At 73.3% G+C, this 16,378-nt stretch carries 11 protein-coding genes; 6 read left to right on the forward strand and 5 right to left on the reverse strand.

The window, feature by feature from the left end; genetic code table 11:
* Positions 1 to 15 precede the first annotated feature (15 nt).
* From IF88_RS0120880 to IF88_RS0120890, 3 genes are all read left to right on the forward strand, one after another.
* Positions 16 to 345 (forward strand): hypothetical protein, encoded by a 330-nt coding sequence (locus IF88_RS0120880; protein ID WP_051837232.1) that lies wholly within the window; start codon positions 16 to 18, stop codon positions 343 to 345.
* 72 nt (positions 346 to 417) lie between these two features.
* Entirely contained in the window at positions 418 to 825 is a 408-nt protein-coding gene (locus IF88_RS0120885) for an ACT domain-containing protein (protein WP_030714399.1), read from the forward strand.
* 123 nt (positions 826 to 948) lie between these two features.
* Entirely contained in the window at positions 949 to 3,858 is a 2,910-nt protein-coding gene (locus IF88_RS0120890; RefSeq protein WP_030714402.1) for an ATP-binding protein, read from the forward strand.
* A gap of 16 nt (positions 3,859 to 3,874) precedes the next feature.
* Here IF88_RS0120890 and IF88_RS40570 read toward each other — a convergent pair whose 3' ends face one another.
* The gene (locus tag IF88_RS40570) at positions 3,875 to 5,515 is read right to left on the reverse strand and encodes a hypothetical protein (protein ID WP_158754478.1); all 1,641 of its coding nucleotides are present in this window, start codon (positions 5,513 to 5,515) and stop codon (positions 3,875 to 3,877) included.
* A 677-nt stretch (positions 5,516 to 6,192) separates the two neighbouring features.
* Here IF88_RS40570 and IF88_RS0120900 point away from each other — a divergent pair.
* Complete coding sequence (locus IF88_RS0120900) at positions 6,193 to 6,693, forward strand: hypothetical protein (protein WP_030714404.1); 501 nt, start codon at positions 6,193 to 6,195, stop codon at positions 6,691 to 6,693.
* Positions 6,694 to 6,724: 31 nt separating this feature from the next.
* Here IF88_RS0120900 and kstD read toward each other — a convergent pair whose 3' ends face one another.
* The 3 genes from kstD to IF88_RS0120915 form a co-directional block, all read right to left on the reverse strand.
* The gene (gene kstD, locus IF88_RS0120905; protein ID WP_051837234.1) at positions 6,725 to 8,515 is read right to left on the reverse strand and encodes a 3-oxosteroid 1-dehydrogenase; all 1,791 of its coding nucleotides are present in this window, start codon (positions 8,513 to 8,515) and stop codon (positions 6,725 to 6,727) included.
* Between the two features lie 125 nt (positions 8,516 to 8,640).
* Positions 8,641 to 9,033, reverse strand: coding sequence for an MmcQ/YjbR family DNA-binding protein (locus tag IF88_RS0120910; protein WP_030714409.1), 393 nt, complete (start codon positions 9,031 to 9,033; stop codon positions 8,641 to 8,643).
* 185 nt (positions 9,034 to 9,218) lie between these two features.
* Positions 9,219 to 10,343: an aminoglycoside phosphotransferase family protein gene (locus IF88_RS0120915; protein ID WP_030714412.1), complete on the reverse strand. Its 1,125-nt coding sequence runs from the start codon at positions 10,341 to 10,343 to the stop codon at positions 9,219 to 9,221.
* 230 nt (positions 10,344 to 10,573) lie between these two features.
* Between IF88_RS0120915 and IF88_RS0120920 the strand changes: the two genes are divergently transcribed.
* A complete protein-coding gene (locus IF88_RS0120920; protein ID WP_030714414.1) occupies positions 10,574 to 12,061 on the forward strand; it encodes a hypothetical protein in 1,488 nt (495 codons plus the stop codon).
* Positions 12,062 to 12,189: 128 nt separating this feature from the next.
* Here the strand turns inward: IF88_RS0120920 and IF88_RS0120925 are convergent, their stop codons facing one another.
* A complete protein-coding gene (locus IF88_RS0120925) occupies positions 12,190 to 13,611 on the reverse strand; it encodes a PP2C family protein-serine/threonine phosphatase (RefSeq protein WP_030714424.1) in 1,422 nt (473 codons plus the stop codon).
* Positions 13,612 to 14,100: 489 nt separating this feature from the next.
* On the opposite strand from IF88_RS0120925, the gene IF88_RS0120930 reads away from it, so the two are divergent.
* A complete protein-coding gene (locus tag IF88_RS0120930; RefSeq protein ID WP_051837236.1) occupies positions 14,101 to 16,365 on the forward strand; it encodes a xanthine dehydrogenase family protein molybdopterin-binding subunit in 2,265 nt (754 codons plus the stop codon).
* The last annotated feature ends 13 nt before the right edge of the window (positions 16,366 to 16,378 follow it).

Below are 16,378 nucleotides of genomic sequence, written 5' to 3' on the forward strand. Positions count from 1 at the left end.
TCCGCCGAACGGGCGATGCCGCGTAGACGCCCGGCGGAACTGCTCGGCAGGTGCCGCAGCTTCCTGCGCCGTCCCGGCGGCAGACTGCTCCTGAGCCCCTCCCCGTGCCCGGGCCGCCCCGGCTGCGCACGCGACGACATCGCCGTCGCCCGGGACGAACCGGCCGACCTCCGGCGGGCCCTGCCGACCGTCACCCGGACCGCGCCGGGCCGTGTACTGCGGGGCCTGGACGCGCAGTTCCTCCGTAGCACGCTTCCCGACCCCGACCCGCCCGCCGAACGGTGGGCGCACTGGCGGGGCCGTCCGCGCGCCCGTTGGCACCGGCGGCTGTACGAGGACACGTGAGCCGGCGGCGGCCAGGACGCCCGGCCGGCGGGGTCCAATCGGGCATATCGGGATGATAGGTAGGGTGGGGGTGTGAGTGGAGAGAACGATCTGCGCAAGCTCCTGAGCGGCATGCGCCCCGAGTTGAACGAGGGGCGGTACGTGTTCTGCACCGTGCCCGGAGGCACGGTGCCCGCCGGCGCCGCGCCCGTCGCCACCGTTCTGGAGCGGGAGGGACTCACCCTGGTCCTGCGCCAGGAGGACGCCGACGCCGCCGGGCTCGCGTACGACTACACCGCGGGCTGGATCACCCTGCGGATTCACTCCGCCCTCGACGCCGTCGGCCTCACCGCCGCCTTCGCCGCCGAACTCGGCGCACACGGCTTGAGCTGCAACGTCATCGCCGGCTACCACCACGACCACCTCTTCGTGGCCGCGGACCGGGCCGCCGAGGCGGTGGCCGTCCTGGAGGAGCTCGCGGCGCGTTCGGCACGGGACTGACAGGCTCCGGAAGGCCGCCGGAAGGTCGGTTGTAAAGAAGATCGGATTCTTTCCGCACTGTGGGCACCCCGCCCCGTGCGCGGGCGTACGCTGATCTCCCGAACAGGCCTGGGGGTACCAGCCATGACGGACCGCCGGACCCGTAAGCGGCGCGCGATGGTCGAACGCGAGGCCGAACTCGCCACCGTCGACGAGGCCCTGGACCAGCTCACCGGTCCCGGGCCGGACGCCGGCGGCGCGCTGCTCGCCTTCTCCGGCCCGGCCGGACTCGGCAAGACCACCCTGCTCGCCGAACTGCGCCGCCGCGCCCACGCCCGCTCCTGCACCGTCCTCGCAGCCCGCGGCGGGGAGCAGGAGCAGAGCCAGCCCTTCCACGTCGCCCGCCAGCTGATCCAGCCCCAGCTGGCCGGGACCTCCGAGCAGGAACTGCGCGCGGCCCTCGGGAGCTGGTACTCCATCGTCGGGCCGGCCCTCGGGCTGTGCGCCCCCGAACAGGGCGCCCCGCCCGACGCCCAGGGCCTGCGCGACGGACTCGACTGGGTCCTCACCCACCTCGTCGTCAAGCGCGCCCCCGTCACCCTCGTCCTCGACGACGCCCACTGGGCCGACCCCGAGTCCCTCGGCTGGCTCGCCGCCTTCGCCCCGCGCGCCGAACACCTGCCGCTGCTCCTCGTCGTCGCCTACCGGCCCGACGAACTCCCCGCGGACGCCGAGGCCTTCCGTACGCTGCCGGGCCGCGCGGGACAGCGCCCGCTGCCCCTCGCGCCGCTCACCCCGGCCGCCGTCGCCGCCCTCGTGCGCGAATGGCTCGGCGACCACGCCGACGACGCCTTCTGCCAGGAGGCCTGGGCCGTCACCTCCGGCAACCCCTTCGAGACCGTCGAACTCGCCGCCAAGCTCCGCGAGAAGGGCCTGTCCCCGGTCGAGGCGAACGCCCCGCTGCTGAGCGACCTCGTCGCCGCCCAGCGCGGCAGCGGCCTCGCCGCCCGCCTCGAACGCCTCGGCCCCTCCACCGTCCGCTTCGCCTGGGCCTGCGCCGTCCTCGGCACCGCGATCCCGCAGGACCTCGCCGCCCGGGTCGCGGCCCTCGGCACCGAAGAGGCCGTGCACGCCACCGGGCGGCTGCGCGACGCGCGCATCCTGTCCGCCGCCACCGAAGAGTCCGACGCGGGGCTGGAGTTCGTCCACCCGCTCATCGCCACCGGGATCTACCGGGCCATCCCCGACGCGCTCCGTGTCGCCCTGCACGGCAAGGCCGCCGCGGCTGTCGTCGACGCCGGACTCGGCTCCTCCGCCGCCGCCCGCCACCTGCTGGAGACCCACCCCGAGAGCGACCCGTGGGTGGTGCGCATCCTGCGCGAGGCCGCCGGGGAGAACCTCCGCGCAGGCGCCCCCGAGGCCGCCCGCCGCCAGCTCGCCCGCGCGCTGCGCGAGCCCCCGGACTTCGACGAGCGCGCGGCCGTGCTCTACGAACTCGGTTGCGCCTCCCTGCTCACCGAGCCCGCCAACACCGTCAACCACCTGCGCGCCGCACTCGCCGAGCCCTTCGACGACCCGGCGCTGCGCCAGGGCATCGTCATCCGGCTGGCCCAGGTGCTCGCGCACAGCGACCGCCTCGCCGAGGCCTCCGAGTCCCTGGCGCGGGAGATCCCGCACACCCAGGACGTCCGCGCTCGACTGCGCCTGCAGTCGGAGCAGTTCATGTGGGACGCCTTCAACGCCGCCGAGACCGACTCCCCGGCCCGCTCGCGGCGGCTCGCCCGGCTCGCCGACCGACTGACCGGCCGCGACCTCACCGAGCGGTACGTCATCGCGCTGCGGGCCTGGGACGCCTGCCTGCGGGGAGAGCCGGTGGACGTGGTGCTGCACTACGCCGGACGGGTGCTGGAGCGGCCCTTCAGCTGGGCCCACGAGGACCGCGGCTTCGAGGTCCCGGTCCTGGTCGCGATGGCCCACATGTACGCCGACCGGCCGGGACGGGCCGAGGAGCTGTTCGAGGCGGGCACCGCCGAGTTCGAGCGGCAGGGCTGGCGCGGGGCGCACCTCTCCTTCGCCTACAGCCTGCGCGCCTACATCCGCTACCGGCGCGGGCGGCTCGCCGAGGCCGAGGAGCTGGCACGGGCCGGGCTGCGGCTGGCCGAACGCGTGGGCCGGCGCACCCCCGTGCACTGGTACGCCATAGCCATCCTCCTCACCACGCTGCTCGCGCGGGGCCGGGTCGACGAGGCCTGGGAGCTGGCACGGGAGCACGAGTACGGCAGGCCCTTCCCGGCGGCCGTGGTCTTCCCCGACTCCCAGACCGTCTACGCCGAACTGCTGCTGGCCCGCGGCCAGGTACGGGCCGCCGTCGCCGAGCTGGAGGAGGTCGACCGGCGGCTGACCCCGCGCGGCATCCAGAACCCGGCGTGGTGCCCGTGGCAGCTGCACCTGGCCCGGGCCGTCGCCGCGGACGATCCGCACCGGGCGCGCGCCCTGGCCGGCGACGCCGTCCGGCGGGCCCGTGCCTTCGGCGCCCCTTCGGGCATCGGCCAGGCCCTGCGGGTGGCGTCCGAGGTCGCGGCCCCGGAGGACCGGGTCGGACTGCTGGAAGAGGCGGTGGCCCTGCTCGCGGAGTCACCGGCGGGCTATGAACTGGCCCGCGCCCTGGCCGCGCTCGGCGCGGAACTGCGGGACGCGGACCTGCTGGCGCGGGCCGTGGTGGCGGCCCGGGACTGCGGGGCCGACGGGCTGGTGGCCCGGGCGACCGACGTCCTGCTCGGAATGGGCGGCACCTTGCCGTGCGGGCCGGACGCGAAGGCGGGAGAAGACGAAGAGGTCGGAGAGGCCGGAGAGGCCGGAGAGGACGGGCTCACGCAGGGCGGCCTCACCGAGGAGGAGCTCGGGGCGGCGCGGCGGGCGGCGGGCGAGCCCGTCCCGGACGGTCCCGGCCGCCGCCGCGGACGGGGCCCGGAATGGGCCCTGTCCGCGGCCTGCCGCAAGCTCGGCACCGACCTCCCGGGCCTGCCGGCCGCCCTGGAGGCCTACGCGCCGTAGCCCTCCAGAGTGCGCGTCAGTTCTTGGCGTACACGCCGAACAGGTCGACGATCAGGTCGGCCGGTTCCCAGCCCCGGTTCCAGAAGTCGACGATGTCGTTCTTGCCGGTGCTCGCCTGGACCAGGTTCGAGACGGTCTCGCCCTTCGTCCAGTTCAGGTTGGAGGAGTTCGGCGGGGTCGGCCGGATGGCCTTGCTCTGGCCGTACGCGTCCCGGGTGTTCGGGTCGGGGGCGACCGTGAGGTGGCCGCTGCCCTGCGTGTTGGTGACCGTCGTGTTCATCACCGCGCCCGCGAGCGTGACGTTGGGCTCGAACAGCGACTCCCACCAGTAGTCCTGGCCGTGCACCGGCCAGAAGTACTTCCGCGAGTCGTACAGGCGCTCCGGCGCGAGCGGCAGGTAGGCGGCCTTGCCGTCGGCGCTGTAGTAGCCGGTCACGTCCACGATCACGTCGGTCGGGCTCCAGGAGCCGTTGCGTATGGTGATCCTGCCGTCCGGGCCCACCGGCACGATCACCGAGTTGGCGACCGTCTGGCCGGCCGTGAAGTTCACGTTCGACGTGATCGGAGCCTGCTGCCCGCCGGGGAAGACGGTCAGGTGGCCGGAGTCCTTGGGGGCGGTGATCGTGACGTTGAGGGCGACGGCCGTGATGCCGGTGGCCGGCAGCCCGCCCTGGGCCGCGACCTGGACGCCGAAGGAGCCCTGCCCGGCGACCTGGCCCTGGGCGGCGCCCTGGCCGTCCCGGGTGTCGACGAGACGGAACGGGACCATCGGGGTGTAGCCGCTGGAGGCGGCGCGGGCGAAGTAGCCCGTGACGTCCGCGATCAGGTTCACCGAGCCGGGGCTGCGGTTGACCAGTTCGACGTAGCCGTCCGCGCCGACGGGCACGATCGCCAGGTTCGGAACGGACCGCCCCGCGGTGAAGTTGACGTTGGACGTGGTCGGCTCCTCGGTGCCGGACGCGTAGGCGGCGATGTGCCCGTCGGAGGCGGCGCCGGTCGCGGTGATGTTGAGGGCCACGGCGGTCACCCCCTCGGGGATGCCGCTGTTGCCGCCGACCTTCACCCGGGTGGTTCCGTACGCGGCGACGGGCTGGGACGACGGGGCCCCCGTGCCGTCCCGGGTGTCCAGCAGCCGGGTGGGTGCGTGCGGGGTGAAGTCGGAGCCCGCCACGACGACGTCCACGCTGTTGGTGACGGTCGTCTTGGTCAGCGAATCGGTGGCCGTCACCGTGATCTTGTGGGTGCCGACCTTGGCGTACGTGTGCTTGAAGCGCAGGAACTCGTCCGTGAGGGACAACCCGGGAGCCGCCGTCTGACCGTCGCCCCAGTCGACGGTCACCGTGAACACGTCGAGCTTCTCGCTCGCGACCCAGGTCGAGAGGTCCATGGTGCGCGCACCGGATCCGGTGGTGACCAGACCGACGTAGTGGTCCGCAGTCGCGGCCGGCGTGCCCCCGGCGGCCGACGCGGTGGCGGGGGTCGTGCGGACGGACCGCTCGGGCGGACTGCTGAAGGTGGCGGTCTTCGTCGCCTCCTCCACGGCTGCCGCGAGCTTCTTGCCCGCGTCCTGTGTGTGGTTCGCGGCCGGCCCGGCCGCATGGGCCGTGCTCGGTACGACGAGACCGACGGCCGCCGCGACGACGGCGGCGGAGATCATGACACGGTGACGGTACACCGGCCCCCCAGTGTTGTTGAACCTGTTCAGATGGTCATGATCAGATTACCTGGCCGTCCGATGTGCATCGGGTTGATTCGTACCCGCCGCTCGGCGTGTCGCGCCGGAGGCCTTCGCCCCTCGTGCCCGCGTGCTTGCTCCGGGACCGGGCCCGGACACCCCGGTGTGGACCTGGTCGGCCGAGCAGACCTCGGGCTTCTGGCTGCGGATGCAGCTGACCGAGCCGGCCGTACACCGCTGGGACGCGCAGTCCGCGACGGGGACCCCCGGCCCGCTCGACCCGGCCGTCGCGGCGGACGCCGTCACCCAGACCTTCGAGGTCATGGCGCCGGCCCGCCGTTCCTGGAAGGCGGCCCCCGCCGGCCATGGTGAGGGGTACCGCTTCCGGCATACCGACGGACCGGAATCCTGGACGGTCGTCTTCGCGCCGGACGAGGTCCTGCTGAAGCCCGGCCCCACCGCCCCGGAGCCCGCCCGCCACCACCCCTGCGGGCCACGGCCGGTGACGCCACCCTGCTCCCGCGCTGGTTCACCCTCGTTCCCCCGGTCTGAGCGGCCGGCCCGGGGCCGCCCGGGCCGGGCGGCGCGCGCGATACCCGGACGGCGCCGGGATCAGGGCCCCGGGCCGGAAAACCCGTGCGGCCACGTACCATGGCGGCATGTCCTTCCTCCGCCGCCACCGCGCCGCCACACCCGCCGGCCCGGACTTCGACGTCCTGGCCATGGACCCGGGGGACTGGCCGGGCAATCTCGGGGCCGGGCTGCTGCCCGCGCCCGACGGCAGCTGCCAGGGTGTCTTCCTCCGCTACGACCTGTTCGGCGGACGCGGCCCCGCGATGATCATCGGAAACCTCCCCGAGGGTTCCCCTGCCCGGGAGCTCTCCGACGGCGAGGTCCCCTTCGAGGTGGCCCAGCTCCTCGACGCCCTGGAGAACGACGAGGACGTCGAGGTCACCGGCGTCGAGGACTGCCCCGTCATGCAGGGCGACAACCTCCTCATCGTCCGGAAGATCAAGCTGTCGGAGTCCCGCATCTCCTGCGTCCAGTTCGACCGCAGTGACAACGTGCTGGTGACCATCGCCAGCTGGGACCGCCCGATCACCGATGACCTCTACGCCCTCCTGAAGCCGCTCCCCGCCGAGCTCTTCCAGCAGGGCTAGACCCTCTCGCCCTGACCTCTGCGCCGGGACGTCACGCGTCCGCGATGTCGTTCGCCGCCACGTAGCCGAACGTCATCGCGGGCCCGATCGTCGACCCGGCCCCCGCGTAGCTGTGACCCATCACCGCCGCGCTCGCGTTGCCCGCCGCGTACAGGCCCCGGATCACCGAGCCGTCCGGCCGCAGCGCCCGGGCGCGCGCGTCCGTCACGATGCCGCCCTTCGTCCCGAGGTCCCCGGGCACGATCTTGAACGCGTAGAACGGCGGGGCCCAGATCGGCGCCAGGCACGAGTTCGGGTGCACGTTCGGGTCCGTGTAGTAGTGGTCGTATGCCGTGTCGCCCCGGTGGAAGTCGGCGTCGGTACCGCTCCACGCCTGCGCGTTGAACCGGTTGAGCGTCGCCCTCAGCGCGCCCGCCGGAACCCCGATCTGGCCGGCCAGCGCGTCCCACGTCCACGCCTTCTTCGCCGCGTCCGCCTGGTACCAGGCATCGGGGAAGACGAGCGTCGGCAGGATGTCCTTGAACAGGTACTTGTTGCGGTAGTTCTGATCCACGATCAGCCAGGCCGGTATGTGGGAACCTGTGGCGCCCCGGTCCTTCTCGTACATCACGTGCACCACATCGCTGTACGGCGCCGCCTCGTTGACGAACCGCGCCCCGTTCGCGTTCACGATCAGCCCGCCCGGCAGGGTCCGTTCGGCGAGGCAGAAGTACGGCTCCCCGGGCAGCGGGATCGACGGCCCCCACCACGCGTCCTCCATCAGAGCCAGCGCCGCCCCGGCCCGCTGCCCAGCCCGGATCCCGTCGCCGGTGTTCTCCTTCGCGCCCACCGACCACTGCGTGCCGATCGGCTGCTGCTGGTACTGCGCCCGCATCGCCGCGTTGTGCTCGAAGCCGCCCGAGCCGACGACCACCCCGCGCCGGGCCCGTACCGTCCCCCGTACGCCCTCCTTCTCCACCACCACGCCGGTGACCGTGCCGCCCTCCTGGACCAGGTCGACCAGCGGGCTGTTCAGCCACACCGGCACCCCGGCCCGCTGGAGCCCCGCGCGCAGCCCGGCCGCCAGGGACTGGCCCATCGTCAGCGGCTTCTCCCCGCACAGCGCCGCCTTCGTGCCGCGCGCCAGGCACTCGGTGGACACAGCGAGCCCCTTGGCGCTCACCGCCGCGAGGTTCAGCCACTTGTAGTCCTGGCTGAAGACCACCATTGCGGCGGGGACGGGCATGTACGCCGGGTTCAGACGGGCCAGCTCGGCGCCGAGGACGTTGCCGTCGAGCTGGTCCGGCTCGATGGACCGGCCGTTCGGCAGTCCGCCCGGCAGGTCGGGGTAGTAGTCGCTGTACCCCTCCATGAACCGGAACTTGAGCGGGCTGTTGGCCATCACGAAGTCCAGCATCCGCGGACCGTTGGAGAGGAAGGCGGCCTGGCGGTCGGCCGGCACCTCCGGTCCGACCACGGCCGCGAGGTACGCCGCCGCCTTCTGCGGAGTGTCCGGCACGCCGGCGCCCAGGATCACGGAGTTGTTCGGCAGCCAGATGCCGGCCCCGGAACGGGCGGCCGAACCGCCGAAGGTGGGGGCCTTCTCGACGACCAGCACGCTCAGCCCCCGCTTGGCGGCGGTGAGCGCGGCGGTCATCCCGGCGGCCCCGGACCCGACGACGACGACGTCGAACTCACCGAGCTGGGGGCCGTCCTGGGCGGCGGCCCGCGCCGCGGCCGAGGGGAGCACGGTGGCGGCGAGCACCCCGGTCCCCGTACCGGCGAGGACCGTACGTCTCGACGGGAGGGTTCCGGGGGAGGTGCGTGAAGCGCTTGCGTACATGGGCAGGCTCCAGCGGTGTGGGGAGGACGGGGAGTGGCTCCAGCTCGTCTGATGCTGAGTCAGAAAAGGTCTTCGGGGGATCATGTGATGTCAAGGCATCCGGCGCACGCCCCACGACCGAGCGCTCAGCCCTCCGCCCCCATCCGGGCGTCCAGTTCCCTCACGTGCCGCTTGAGGGCCACGGTGCGGTAGCTCTCCTCCACCCACTCGCAGAGCACCTGCACGGAGGGCGCCCCCTTCTCCGCCAGCGGGACGGACACCCAGCCGGAGCGGCCCAGGCCGTATCCGGTGGGCTCCGCTCCTGGCGCGGCCATCGCGTGCCCGTGCAGTGCCTCGTCCTTGAGCTTCACGGACAGGCCGGGCTGCCCCGGCCCGTCGGTGTTGCCCAGGAAGACGAAGATCTTCTTGTTCACCTTCACCACGCAGTCCTCGGGCCCCCAGGGATGGTCCTCCACCGCCTCCGGAAGGCCGAGGGCGAACTCCCGCACCGCCTCCCACTTGCGCACTCCGGACTTCATCAGCGCCTCCCGTCGATCGTCTCCCCACGCTAACGGAGCCCGACGGGACATCGGGGCGCGACCGCACCGCGCAGCCGGGGAGCCGCCCACGCAGCCCCGGCTGTCTGTGCATCCGCGAACGAGCGAAGTCCCGTGGCGGTGGGGGCCACGGGACTTCGCGTGCAAGGGCGCCTGGGCCGAGCGGATCAGCGCGTGCCGACCGCCGCACGGACCGCCCTGCGCGCCATCCCGGCGTCGTCGTGCAGGCGCCGGAGCAGCAGCCGCTGTTCCTCACCGGAGGACAGCGAGCCCGCCGGCAGCGGCTGCGTCGGGGCGGTCGCCAGCATCGAGCGCTGGACCGCCGTCTCGGACATCCGGATCTCCCGGGTCAGCACCAGCATCAGATTGACCAGGAAGGCGTCCCGCGCGGCCGGACCCGCCGACTGGGCGAGCCGGCTGATCTGGGCGCGGGCGGCCGGGGCGTCGCCCAGGACCGTCCACAGCGTGGCGAGGTCGTAGCCCGGCAGATACCAGCCCGCGTGCTCCCAGTCGAGCAGCACCGGACCGGCCGGGGACAGCAGCAGGTTCGACAGCAGCGCGTCACCGTGGTTGAACTGCAGCGCCGTGCCCGACAGCTTCACGCCGTGCAGCAGCTTCTGCAGATCGCCGAGGTCCCGGTCGGTCAGCAGCCCCAACTCGTAGTCGCGGGCGATCCGCCGCGCGTAGTTCATCGGGGTACCGAACAGCTCGGCCGGCGGCCGCCACTGGTTGACCCGGCACACCGCGCCCAGGGCCGCCCGCAGGTCGACCCGCGGCGGCGGCTCCACCGGGTGCCGCTGCAGGGCCGCGACCCGGCCCGCCATCCGCTCCACCACCAGCGTGCAGTTCTCGGGGTCGGCGGCGATCAGCCGCGGCACCCGGACCGGCGGGCGGTGCCGGACGAAGGCCCGGTATGCCGCTATTTCGTGCCGGTAGCGCTCGCGCCATTCAGGCGAGTGGTCCAGTAAAACCTTCGCGACGGCGGTCATCCGCCCTGTGGTGCCCACCAAGAGGACCGAGCGGCCGCTGCGCCGCAGCACCTGCACGGGCGCGAACTCCGGACAGATCCGCTGCACCGAGGCGAGTGCGGTGCGCAGTTGCGCCCCCTGCGGCCCCGAGAGGTCGATTCTGCCGCTGACGGGTTGTGACCCGGTACCCGGCATGCGCCGCGCCCGGACGGTGCCCTGCACCGGTGCCGACGGGCGGCCGGGTTCGAGGTAGGGGCCGCCGCCCGCCGGGAGCGTGCGGTGCGGCCGGACCGGTGCGGACACGGAGGACGTTGCTGCGTACATGGTGATACGGATCCCTTCGTGCGCCGACGAGTTGCGTACGCCGCCCCGCCGGATCCCGTGCTTCACCCTGGGGAGTTCCGCCGGTGACCGGGTCGGGGAGGCGCATTCCTACCTGACACCCGGCGCGAGGTGGCGAACCATCGGGCGTGCCCTGGCGAAGCCTGGCGAATAGTCGCTGGGCATCTGACGGGGGGCTACTGTCAACTCAGCCGAGAACCTGGGGGCTTGACGTGAGCAAAGGTCCGAACACCCGCTTGAACGACCTGTTCGGCCTGGCCGGCTGGTCGAAGGGTGAACTGGCGAGGATGGTCAATCGGCAGGCGGCGGCCATGGGCCACCCCCAGCTGGCCACCGACACCTCGCGGGTGCGGCGCTGGATCGACATGGGGGAGACCCCGCGCGAACCGGTGCCCACGGTACTGGCAGCACTGTTCACCGAGCGGCTCGGTCGTGTCGTGACCATCGAGGACCTCGGGTTCGTACGGCAGCGGCGCACCTCCAGAAGGCAGCCGGAAGGGGCTCGTGAGAACCCCGACGGGATGCCGTGGGCGCCCGAACGCACAGCCGCGGTCCTCACCGAATTCACGGGAATGGACCTCATGCTCAACCGTCGCGGTCTGATGGGCGCGGGCGCCGTGCTCACCGCCGGCTCCGCCCTCAGCAACGCCATGTACGACTGGCTGCACACCGACCCCGCCCGCGCGAAGGAGGCGCGGCACTTCGGGGAGGCCTTCCAGGCCGATCCCGCGGGATACGACCGCTACGAGGCGGCCCCGATCGGCTCCCAGGAGATCGAGGCCCTGGAGCGCTCCGTCGACGTGTTCCGCGCCTGGGACGCCTCCAGAGGGGGCGGTCTCCAGCGCAAGGCCGTCGTCGGCCAGCTCAACGAGGTCGGCGGGATGCTCGCCTACCACCACCCCGACCACCTCCAACGGCGGCTGTGGGGGGTGGCGGCCAATCTGGCCGTGCTCGCGGGCTGGATGTCCCACGACGTGGGCCTGGAGCCCACGGCGCAGAAGTACTTCGTCATCGCGGCGCACGCGGCCCGCGAGGGGGGCGACCGGCCGCGCGCCGGCGAGGCGCTGTCCCGCGCCGCCCGTCAGATGGTCCACCTGGGCAAGCCGAACGAGGCCCTGGACCTGATGAAGCTCGCCCAGTCGGGCTCGGGCGAGCAGACCCTGCCGCGCACCCGGGCCATGCTGCACACCATCGAGGCCTGGGCGCAGGCCGCCATGGGCAAGGGCCAGGCCATGCGCCGCACCCTGGGCGAGGCGGAGGAGCTGTTCGTCTCCGACAAGGGCGACGTGCCGCCGCCGAGCTGGATGCAGCACTTCGACGAGGCCGACCTGCACGGTATGCAGGCCCTCGCCTACCGCACCCTCGCCGACCACGACGCCTCGGCCGCGCCGATCGCCGCGCGCCACGCCCGCGAGGCCCTGCGGCTGCGCGGCGAGGGCTACCAGCGCTCGCAGATCTTCGACTACATCTCCATGGCCTCGGCCTGCTTCATCGCCGACGAGCCGGAACAGGCCGACCGCTACGCGCGCCTCGCCCTGGTCTCGATGAACGAGACCTCCTCGCACCGGACCTGGGACCGGCTGCGCGAGATGTACCGGCTCACCGCCCAGTACTCCGGCTACGCGCGCATCGAGGACCTGCGCCAGGAGATCAAGCTGGCCCTCCCGGACAGCCCGGCGCCGCGCACCACGGGGGTGTAGTCCCACGCCGGCTCCCGTCCGCCCCGAGTGCCCCCCCACGCCGTGTACGTGTACGGAGACGAGAAAGGCCGCGCCTTCCGGCGCGGCCCCTGAGGCCGTGGGCCCTGAAGCCCGTGCGGTTGTCGCCGTTACCCGCCCACGCGGGCCACGAGCACGCAGGCGTCGTCCTCCCGCTCGCTCTCGCCGAACTCCTCGATGACGATCCGTACGCAGTCCTGCGCCGACCTCGCCGCCGAGAACCGCGGCGCGAGCGCCAGCAGCCGCTCGGTGCCGTCGGCCCGGCTGAACTCGATGCTGCGCGGGGTCAGTCCGTCCGTGTGCAGCACCAACAGGTCGCCGACTTCGAGCCGTTCCTCGGCCTGTCCGTACGAGGCTCCGGAAGTCGCGCCCAGCAGGACGCCCTCCGGCGGCAGCAGGGACCGGCCCGACCCGCGGCGGAACAGCAGCGGTGCCGGGTGGCCCGCCTGCGCCCAGGACAGCACCCGGCGCGCGGGATCGTAGCGGCAGCACACGGCCGAGCCGAGCGCCGGCTGCACGGAGGTCTCCAGGAGCTGGTTGAGCCAGCCCATCAGCGGGCCGGGCTCGATCCCCGCCATGGCCATCCCGCGCAGGGCGCCCAGCATCATCGCCATCCCCGAGGTGGCGGTCACCCCGTGCCCGGTCAGGTCACCGACCGTCAGCATCGAGCATCCGTCGGGGAGTTCGAGCGCGTCGTACCAGTCGCCGCCGATCAGCGCGCTGGTCGCCGACGGCAGGTAGTGGGCGGCCACGTCCAGCGTGCCCGCGCTGCTGTGCGGGAACCGCAGGGAGCCGCGCCACGGGGGGAGCACGGCTTCCTGCAGCTCGACCGCCAGCCGGTGCTCGGTCTGCGCGATCTCCCGCTGGCGCTGCAGCGAGTCACGGGACTCGCGCACCGCACGCTGGCTCCGGCGCAGTTCACTCACGTCCCGCAGCACGGCCCACATGGAGGCCGTGCAGCCGTCGGAGTCGAGTACCGGCTCGCCCCTCATGTGCAGCGTCCGGACGCGGCCGTCGGCCCGGACGATGCGGAACTCGCCGTCGATCGGCTTGCCGTCCACCAGGCAGGCGGTGACCCACGCGGTGAGCAGCGGCTGGTCCTCGGAGAACAGGGTGGAGCCCAGTTCGTCGAGGGGGAGCGCGCCGGCCTCGGGTGAGCGCCCGAAGATCTGGAACAGCTCGTCGGACCAACTGACTTCGTCCGTCAGCAGGTTCCACTCGGCGCTGCCGACGCGGGTCTGGGCCTCGGGCCCGGCCTCGGGCGCCGCCTGGGGGAGCTCGACGGTTTCGGGTGCCGGAGGCAGGCCCTCTTTGAGCTGGTCGAGGTGCTCGCGGAGGTCGTCGAGGTGGTGGACGGCGAGATCGCACAGCGCGCGCTGCCAGCGGCCCTGGGCGTCGTCGTCGTCCACGACGGTGTCGCGGCGGACCGCGTCCACTTCTCCCCGCAGCCGCCGGGTCTGAGAGATCAGCGCGTCCACCGACCCCGGCTCTGGCGGCTGCGCGGAACGGTCCGCGAACAGGTGGGACGGCATGAGAACTCCGATACAGGCGCGGCACGGCCAAGTCTGAAGGAAGGACCGGTAACGACTGTTGCACAGGGCGCGACGGCGTGTAAGGCGTTTGGCAACATCCGCAACGTTCTTGCTTGTGGCATATGCCGTAGGCCTGGCGGCGGCTGTTTCGTGTGCGAACGGATCCGGTCAGTGCCCTTCCGCGGGGCGGGAGCGGCACCTGCCGGTCGGGGCCGGAGCGGGGTGTCGGCCGCGGCCGGAAACCGGCCCTCCGCGGGCCGCCGCTCGATCGTACGGCCGAGGTGTGCGAGGCCGGCCGGCCGCCGTACTCGTACCGGGCCCGGATCAACGGGCCTCACCGAGATACCCCCGAACGGAGGAACCGCCTGCCGCGCGTCAAGGCGGAGCACAGGCTTCCCACCGCACCGGCGGGTCGCTACTCTACGTGCCGGTAACGAACCGGGGGAGGTCCGCACGGGCGGGCCCGCGCAGCGTGGGGACACAACGAACATGAGCGGGTCCGACCACGCCGCCGGGCAGGACCGCGACACGCGGCCGACCCGCCCCGCCGGGCAGAGCCGCCGGTCCTTCCTCACCCACCTCGTGGCCGCGCCGACCCTCGCCCTCGTCACCCGCGCCGGCGCCGACGCGCTCGCCCCGCAGCCCGCCCACGCCGTGGTGCCGTCCCTGCCCGCCATCGCCGACGTGATCGACCTCGGCGACCTGTTCATCCTGGCCGGGGCGCCCACCTCCGCCCTGCTGGCGCTCGCCGTGGAGGCGGACGGCACCGTCCGCTTCCGGCTGCCCCGCGAGGAGGCAGGCCAGGGCCTCACCACCGCGGTGGCCATGCTGGTCGCGGAGGAACTCGACGCGCCCCTGGCCGACGTACGCGTGGAACTGGACGACGCACGGCCCGAGCTGCTCTTCAACCAGCTCACCGGATCCTCCAATTCGATCCGCTCCCTCTACGGGCCGGTCCGCCAGTGCGCCGCCACCGCCCGGGCCCGCCTCGTCGCGGCCGCCGGCCGCCGCTGGGGCCTCTCCGCGGCGTCACTGACCACCGCGAACGGCGCCGTCCGCGCCCCCGACGGCCGCACCGCCGACTACGGTTCCCTCGCCGCGGCCGCCGCCGACCCCGGCCTGGTCGTCCTCGGCGCCACCCCCAAGAAGACCGCGAAGCACACGCTCGTGGGCCGGCCGACGAGTCGCGTCGACGCCCGCGCCATGGTCACCGGCGCGCAGCAGTACACCCTCGACCTCGACGTGCCCGGCGCCAAGCCCTGCGTGGTGCGCCGCCCGCCCACCCTCGGCGGCACCGTCCGCGCCGTCGCCAACCTCGCCGCCGTCGGGGCCATGCCCGGCGTCCTGCACGTGGTGACGGTCCCCACCGGGGTCGCCGTCGTCGCCGAGACCTTCGGGCAGGCCATCACCGCCAAGGCGGCCCTCCAGGTCACCTGGGGACCCGGCCCCGCCGACCAGCTGTCCGACACCCAGATCCGCGCCAAGCTGCGCGCCGCCACCCCGCCACTGCTGGTACCGCCGCTGCTGACCCCGTACGTGGACGCCGAGTTCGACTTCGCCTTCGTCAGTCACGCCCCGATGGAGACCAACTCCGCCATCGCCGATGTGCGCGACGACCGCGCCGAGATCTGGTCCGGCCTCAAGTCCCCGATCGTGGCCCGCGAGACCATCGCCGCCGATCTCGGCCTGCCCCTGGACAAGGTGAAGGTGCACGTGGTCCAGGCGGGAGGCTCCTTCGGCCGGCGGCTCTTCTTCGACGCGGCCCTGGAGGCCGCCCGCGTCTCCAAGGCCTGCCGCCGCCCGGTCAGGCTGATGTGGACCCGCGTGGACGACACCCGGCACGGCCGGATGCGCCCCGCCACCCATCACAAGATCCGGGCCACCCACCTGCTGGGGGAGGTCCTCAGCTTCGAACACCGGGTCGCCGCCGCCGAGACCGACTTCCGGCACGGGCTCGGCGAGATCATCACCGCCACGGCAGCGAGCCTGCCGCTGGGGATCGGCAACGCCACCCTCGCCCAGACCCTGTTCCTGACCACGGTGAAGTCCCCGTACCACTTCGGCCTCACCACCCAGGCGCTCACCGAGGTGCCCACCGGCATCCCCACCGGATCCTGGCGCTCGGTGTACTCCGCCAACACGCGCGGCGCCGAGGAGATCGTGGTCGACGAACTCGCCGCGCGCACCGGCCGGGACCCCTACCGCTTCCGCCGCACCTTCCTGAAGACCGATGCCCAGCGCGCCGTACTCGACAGGGTGGCCACGGAAGGGGAGTGGGGGCGGCCGATGGAGGCGGGCTGTGCGCAGGGCATCGCCTTCCACGAGGAGTACAAGTCCCGCACCGCGTGCCTCGTCGAGATCGACACCCGGGACCCGGAGCGCGTCCGCGTCACCAAGGCGGTCATCGCCGTGGACGTGGGCCTGCCGGTCAACCCGCGCGGGCTGGAGGCCCAGATGATCGGCGGCCTGACCGACGCCATCTCCACCACCCTGCGGGCCGGTCTGCACCTGGACAAGGGCCTGCCGCTGGAGGGCAGTTACAGCCAGTTCCACTGGGCGCAGCAGCGGGACACCCCGCGTGACGTACGGGTCTTCGTGCTGCCCGCGACAGGGGAGGAGCCGGGCGGGGCCGGCGAGCTCGGCGTGCCCGCCGCCGTCGGTGCGATCGCCAACGCCTGGGCCCGGGCCACCGGTTCCAAGCCGCGCAGCTTCCCCCTCGACTTCGACGTCGACTTCACCCCCTATCCCCGCTAGCCCCTTCCCCGCC

Source organism: Streptomyces sp. NRRL F-2580 (genome assembly GCF_000720115.1).
Lineage (GTDB): Bacteria > Actinomycetota > Actinomycetes > Streptomycetales > Streptomycetaceae > Streptomyces.

Excerpts from the sequence above, each read along its gene's own strand:
- IF88_RS40570 (WP_158754478.1), bottom strand. The coding sequence starts at position 5,515 with ATGATCTCCGCCGCCGTCGTCGCGGCGGCCGTCGGTCTCGTCGTACCG.
- kstD (WP_051837234.1), bottom strand. The coding sequence starts at position 8,515 with ATGTACGCAAGCGCTTCACGCACCTCCCCCGGAACCCTCCCGTCGAGA.
- IF88_RS0120925 (WP_030714424.1), bottom strand. The coding sequence starts at position 13,611 with ATGCCGTCCCACCTGTTCGCGGACCGTTCCGCGCAGCCGCCAGAGCCG.
- IF88_RS0120890 (WP_030714402.1), top strand. The coding sequence starts at position 949 with ATGACGGACCGCCGGACCCGTAAGCGGCGCGCGATGGTCGAACGCGAG.
- IF88_RS0120900 (WP_030714404.1), top strand. The coding sequence starts at position 6,193 with ATGTCCTTCCTCCGCCGCCACCGCGCCGCCACACCCGCCGGCCCGGAC.
- IF88_RS0120930 (WP_051837236.1), top strand. The coding sequence starts at position 14,101 with ATGAGCGGGTCCGACCACGCCGCCGGGCAGGACCGCGACACGCGGCCG.
- IF88_RS0120915 (WP_030714412.1), bottom strand. The coding sequence starts at position 10,343 with ATGTACGCAGCAACGTCCTCCGTGTCCGCACCGGTCCGGCCGCACCGC.
- IF88_RS0120880 (WP_051837232.1), top strand. The coding sequence starts at position 16 with ATGCCGCGTAGACGCCCGGCGGAACTGCTCGGCAGGTGCCGCAGCTTC.
- IF88_RS0120910 (WP_030714409.1), bottom strand. The coding sequence starts at position 9,033 with ATGAAGTCCGGAGTGCGCAAGTGGGAGGCGGTGCGGGAGTTCGCCCTC.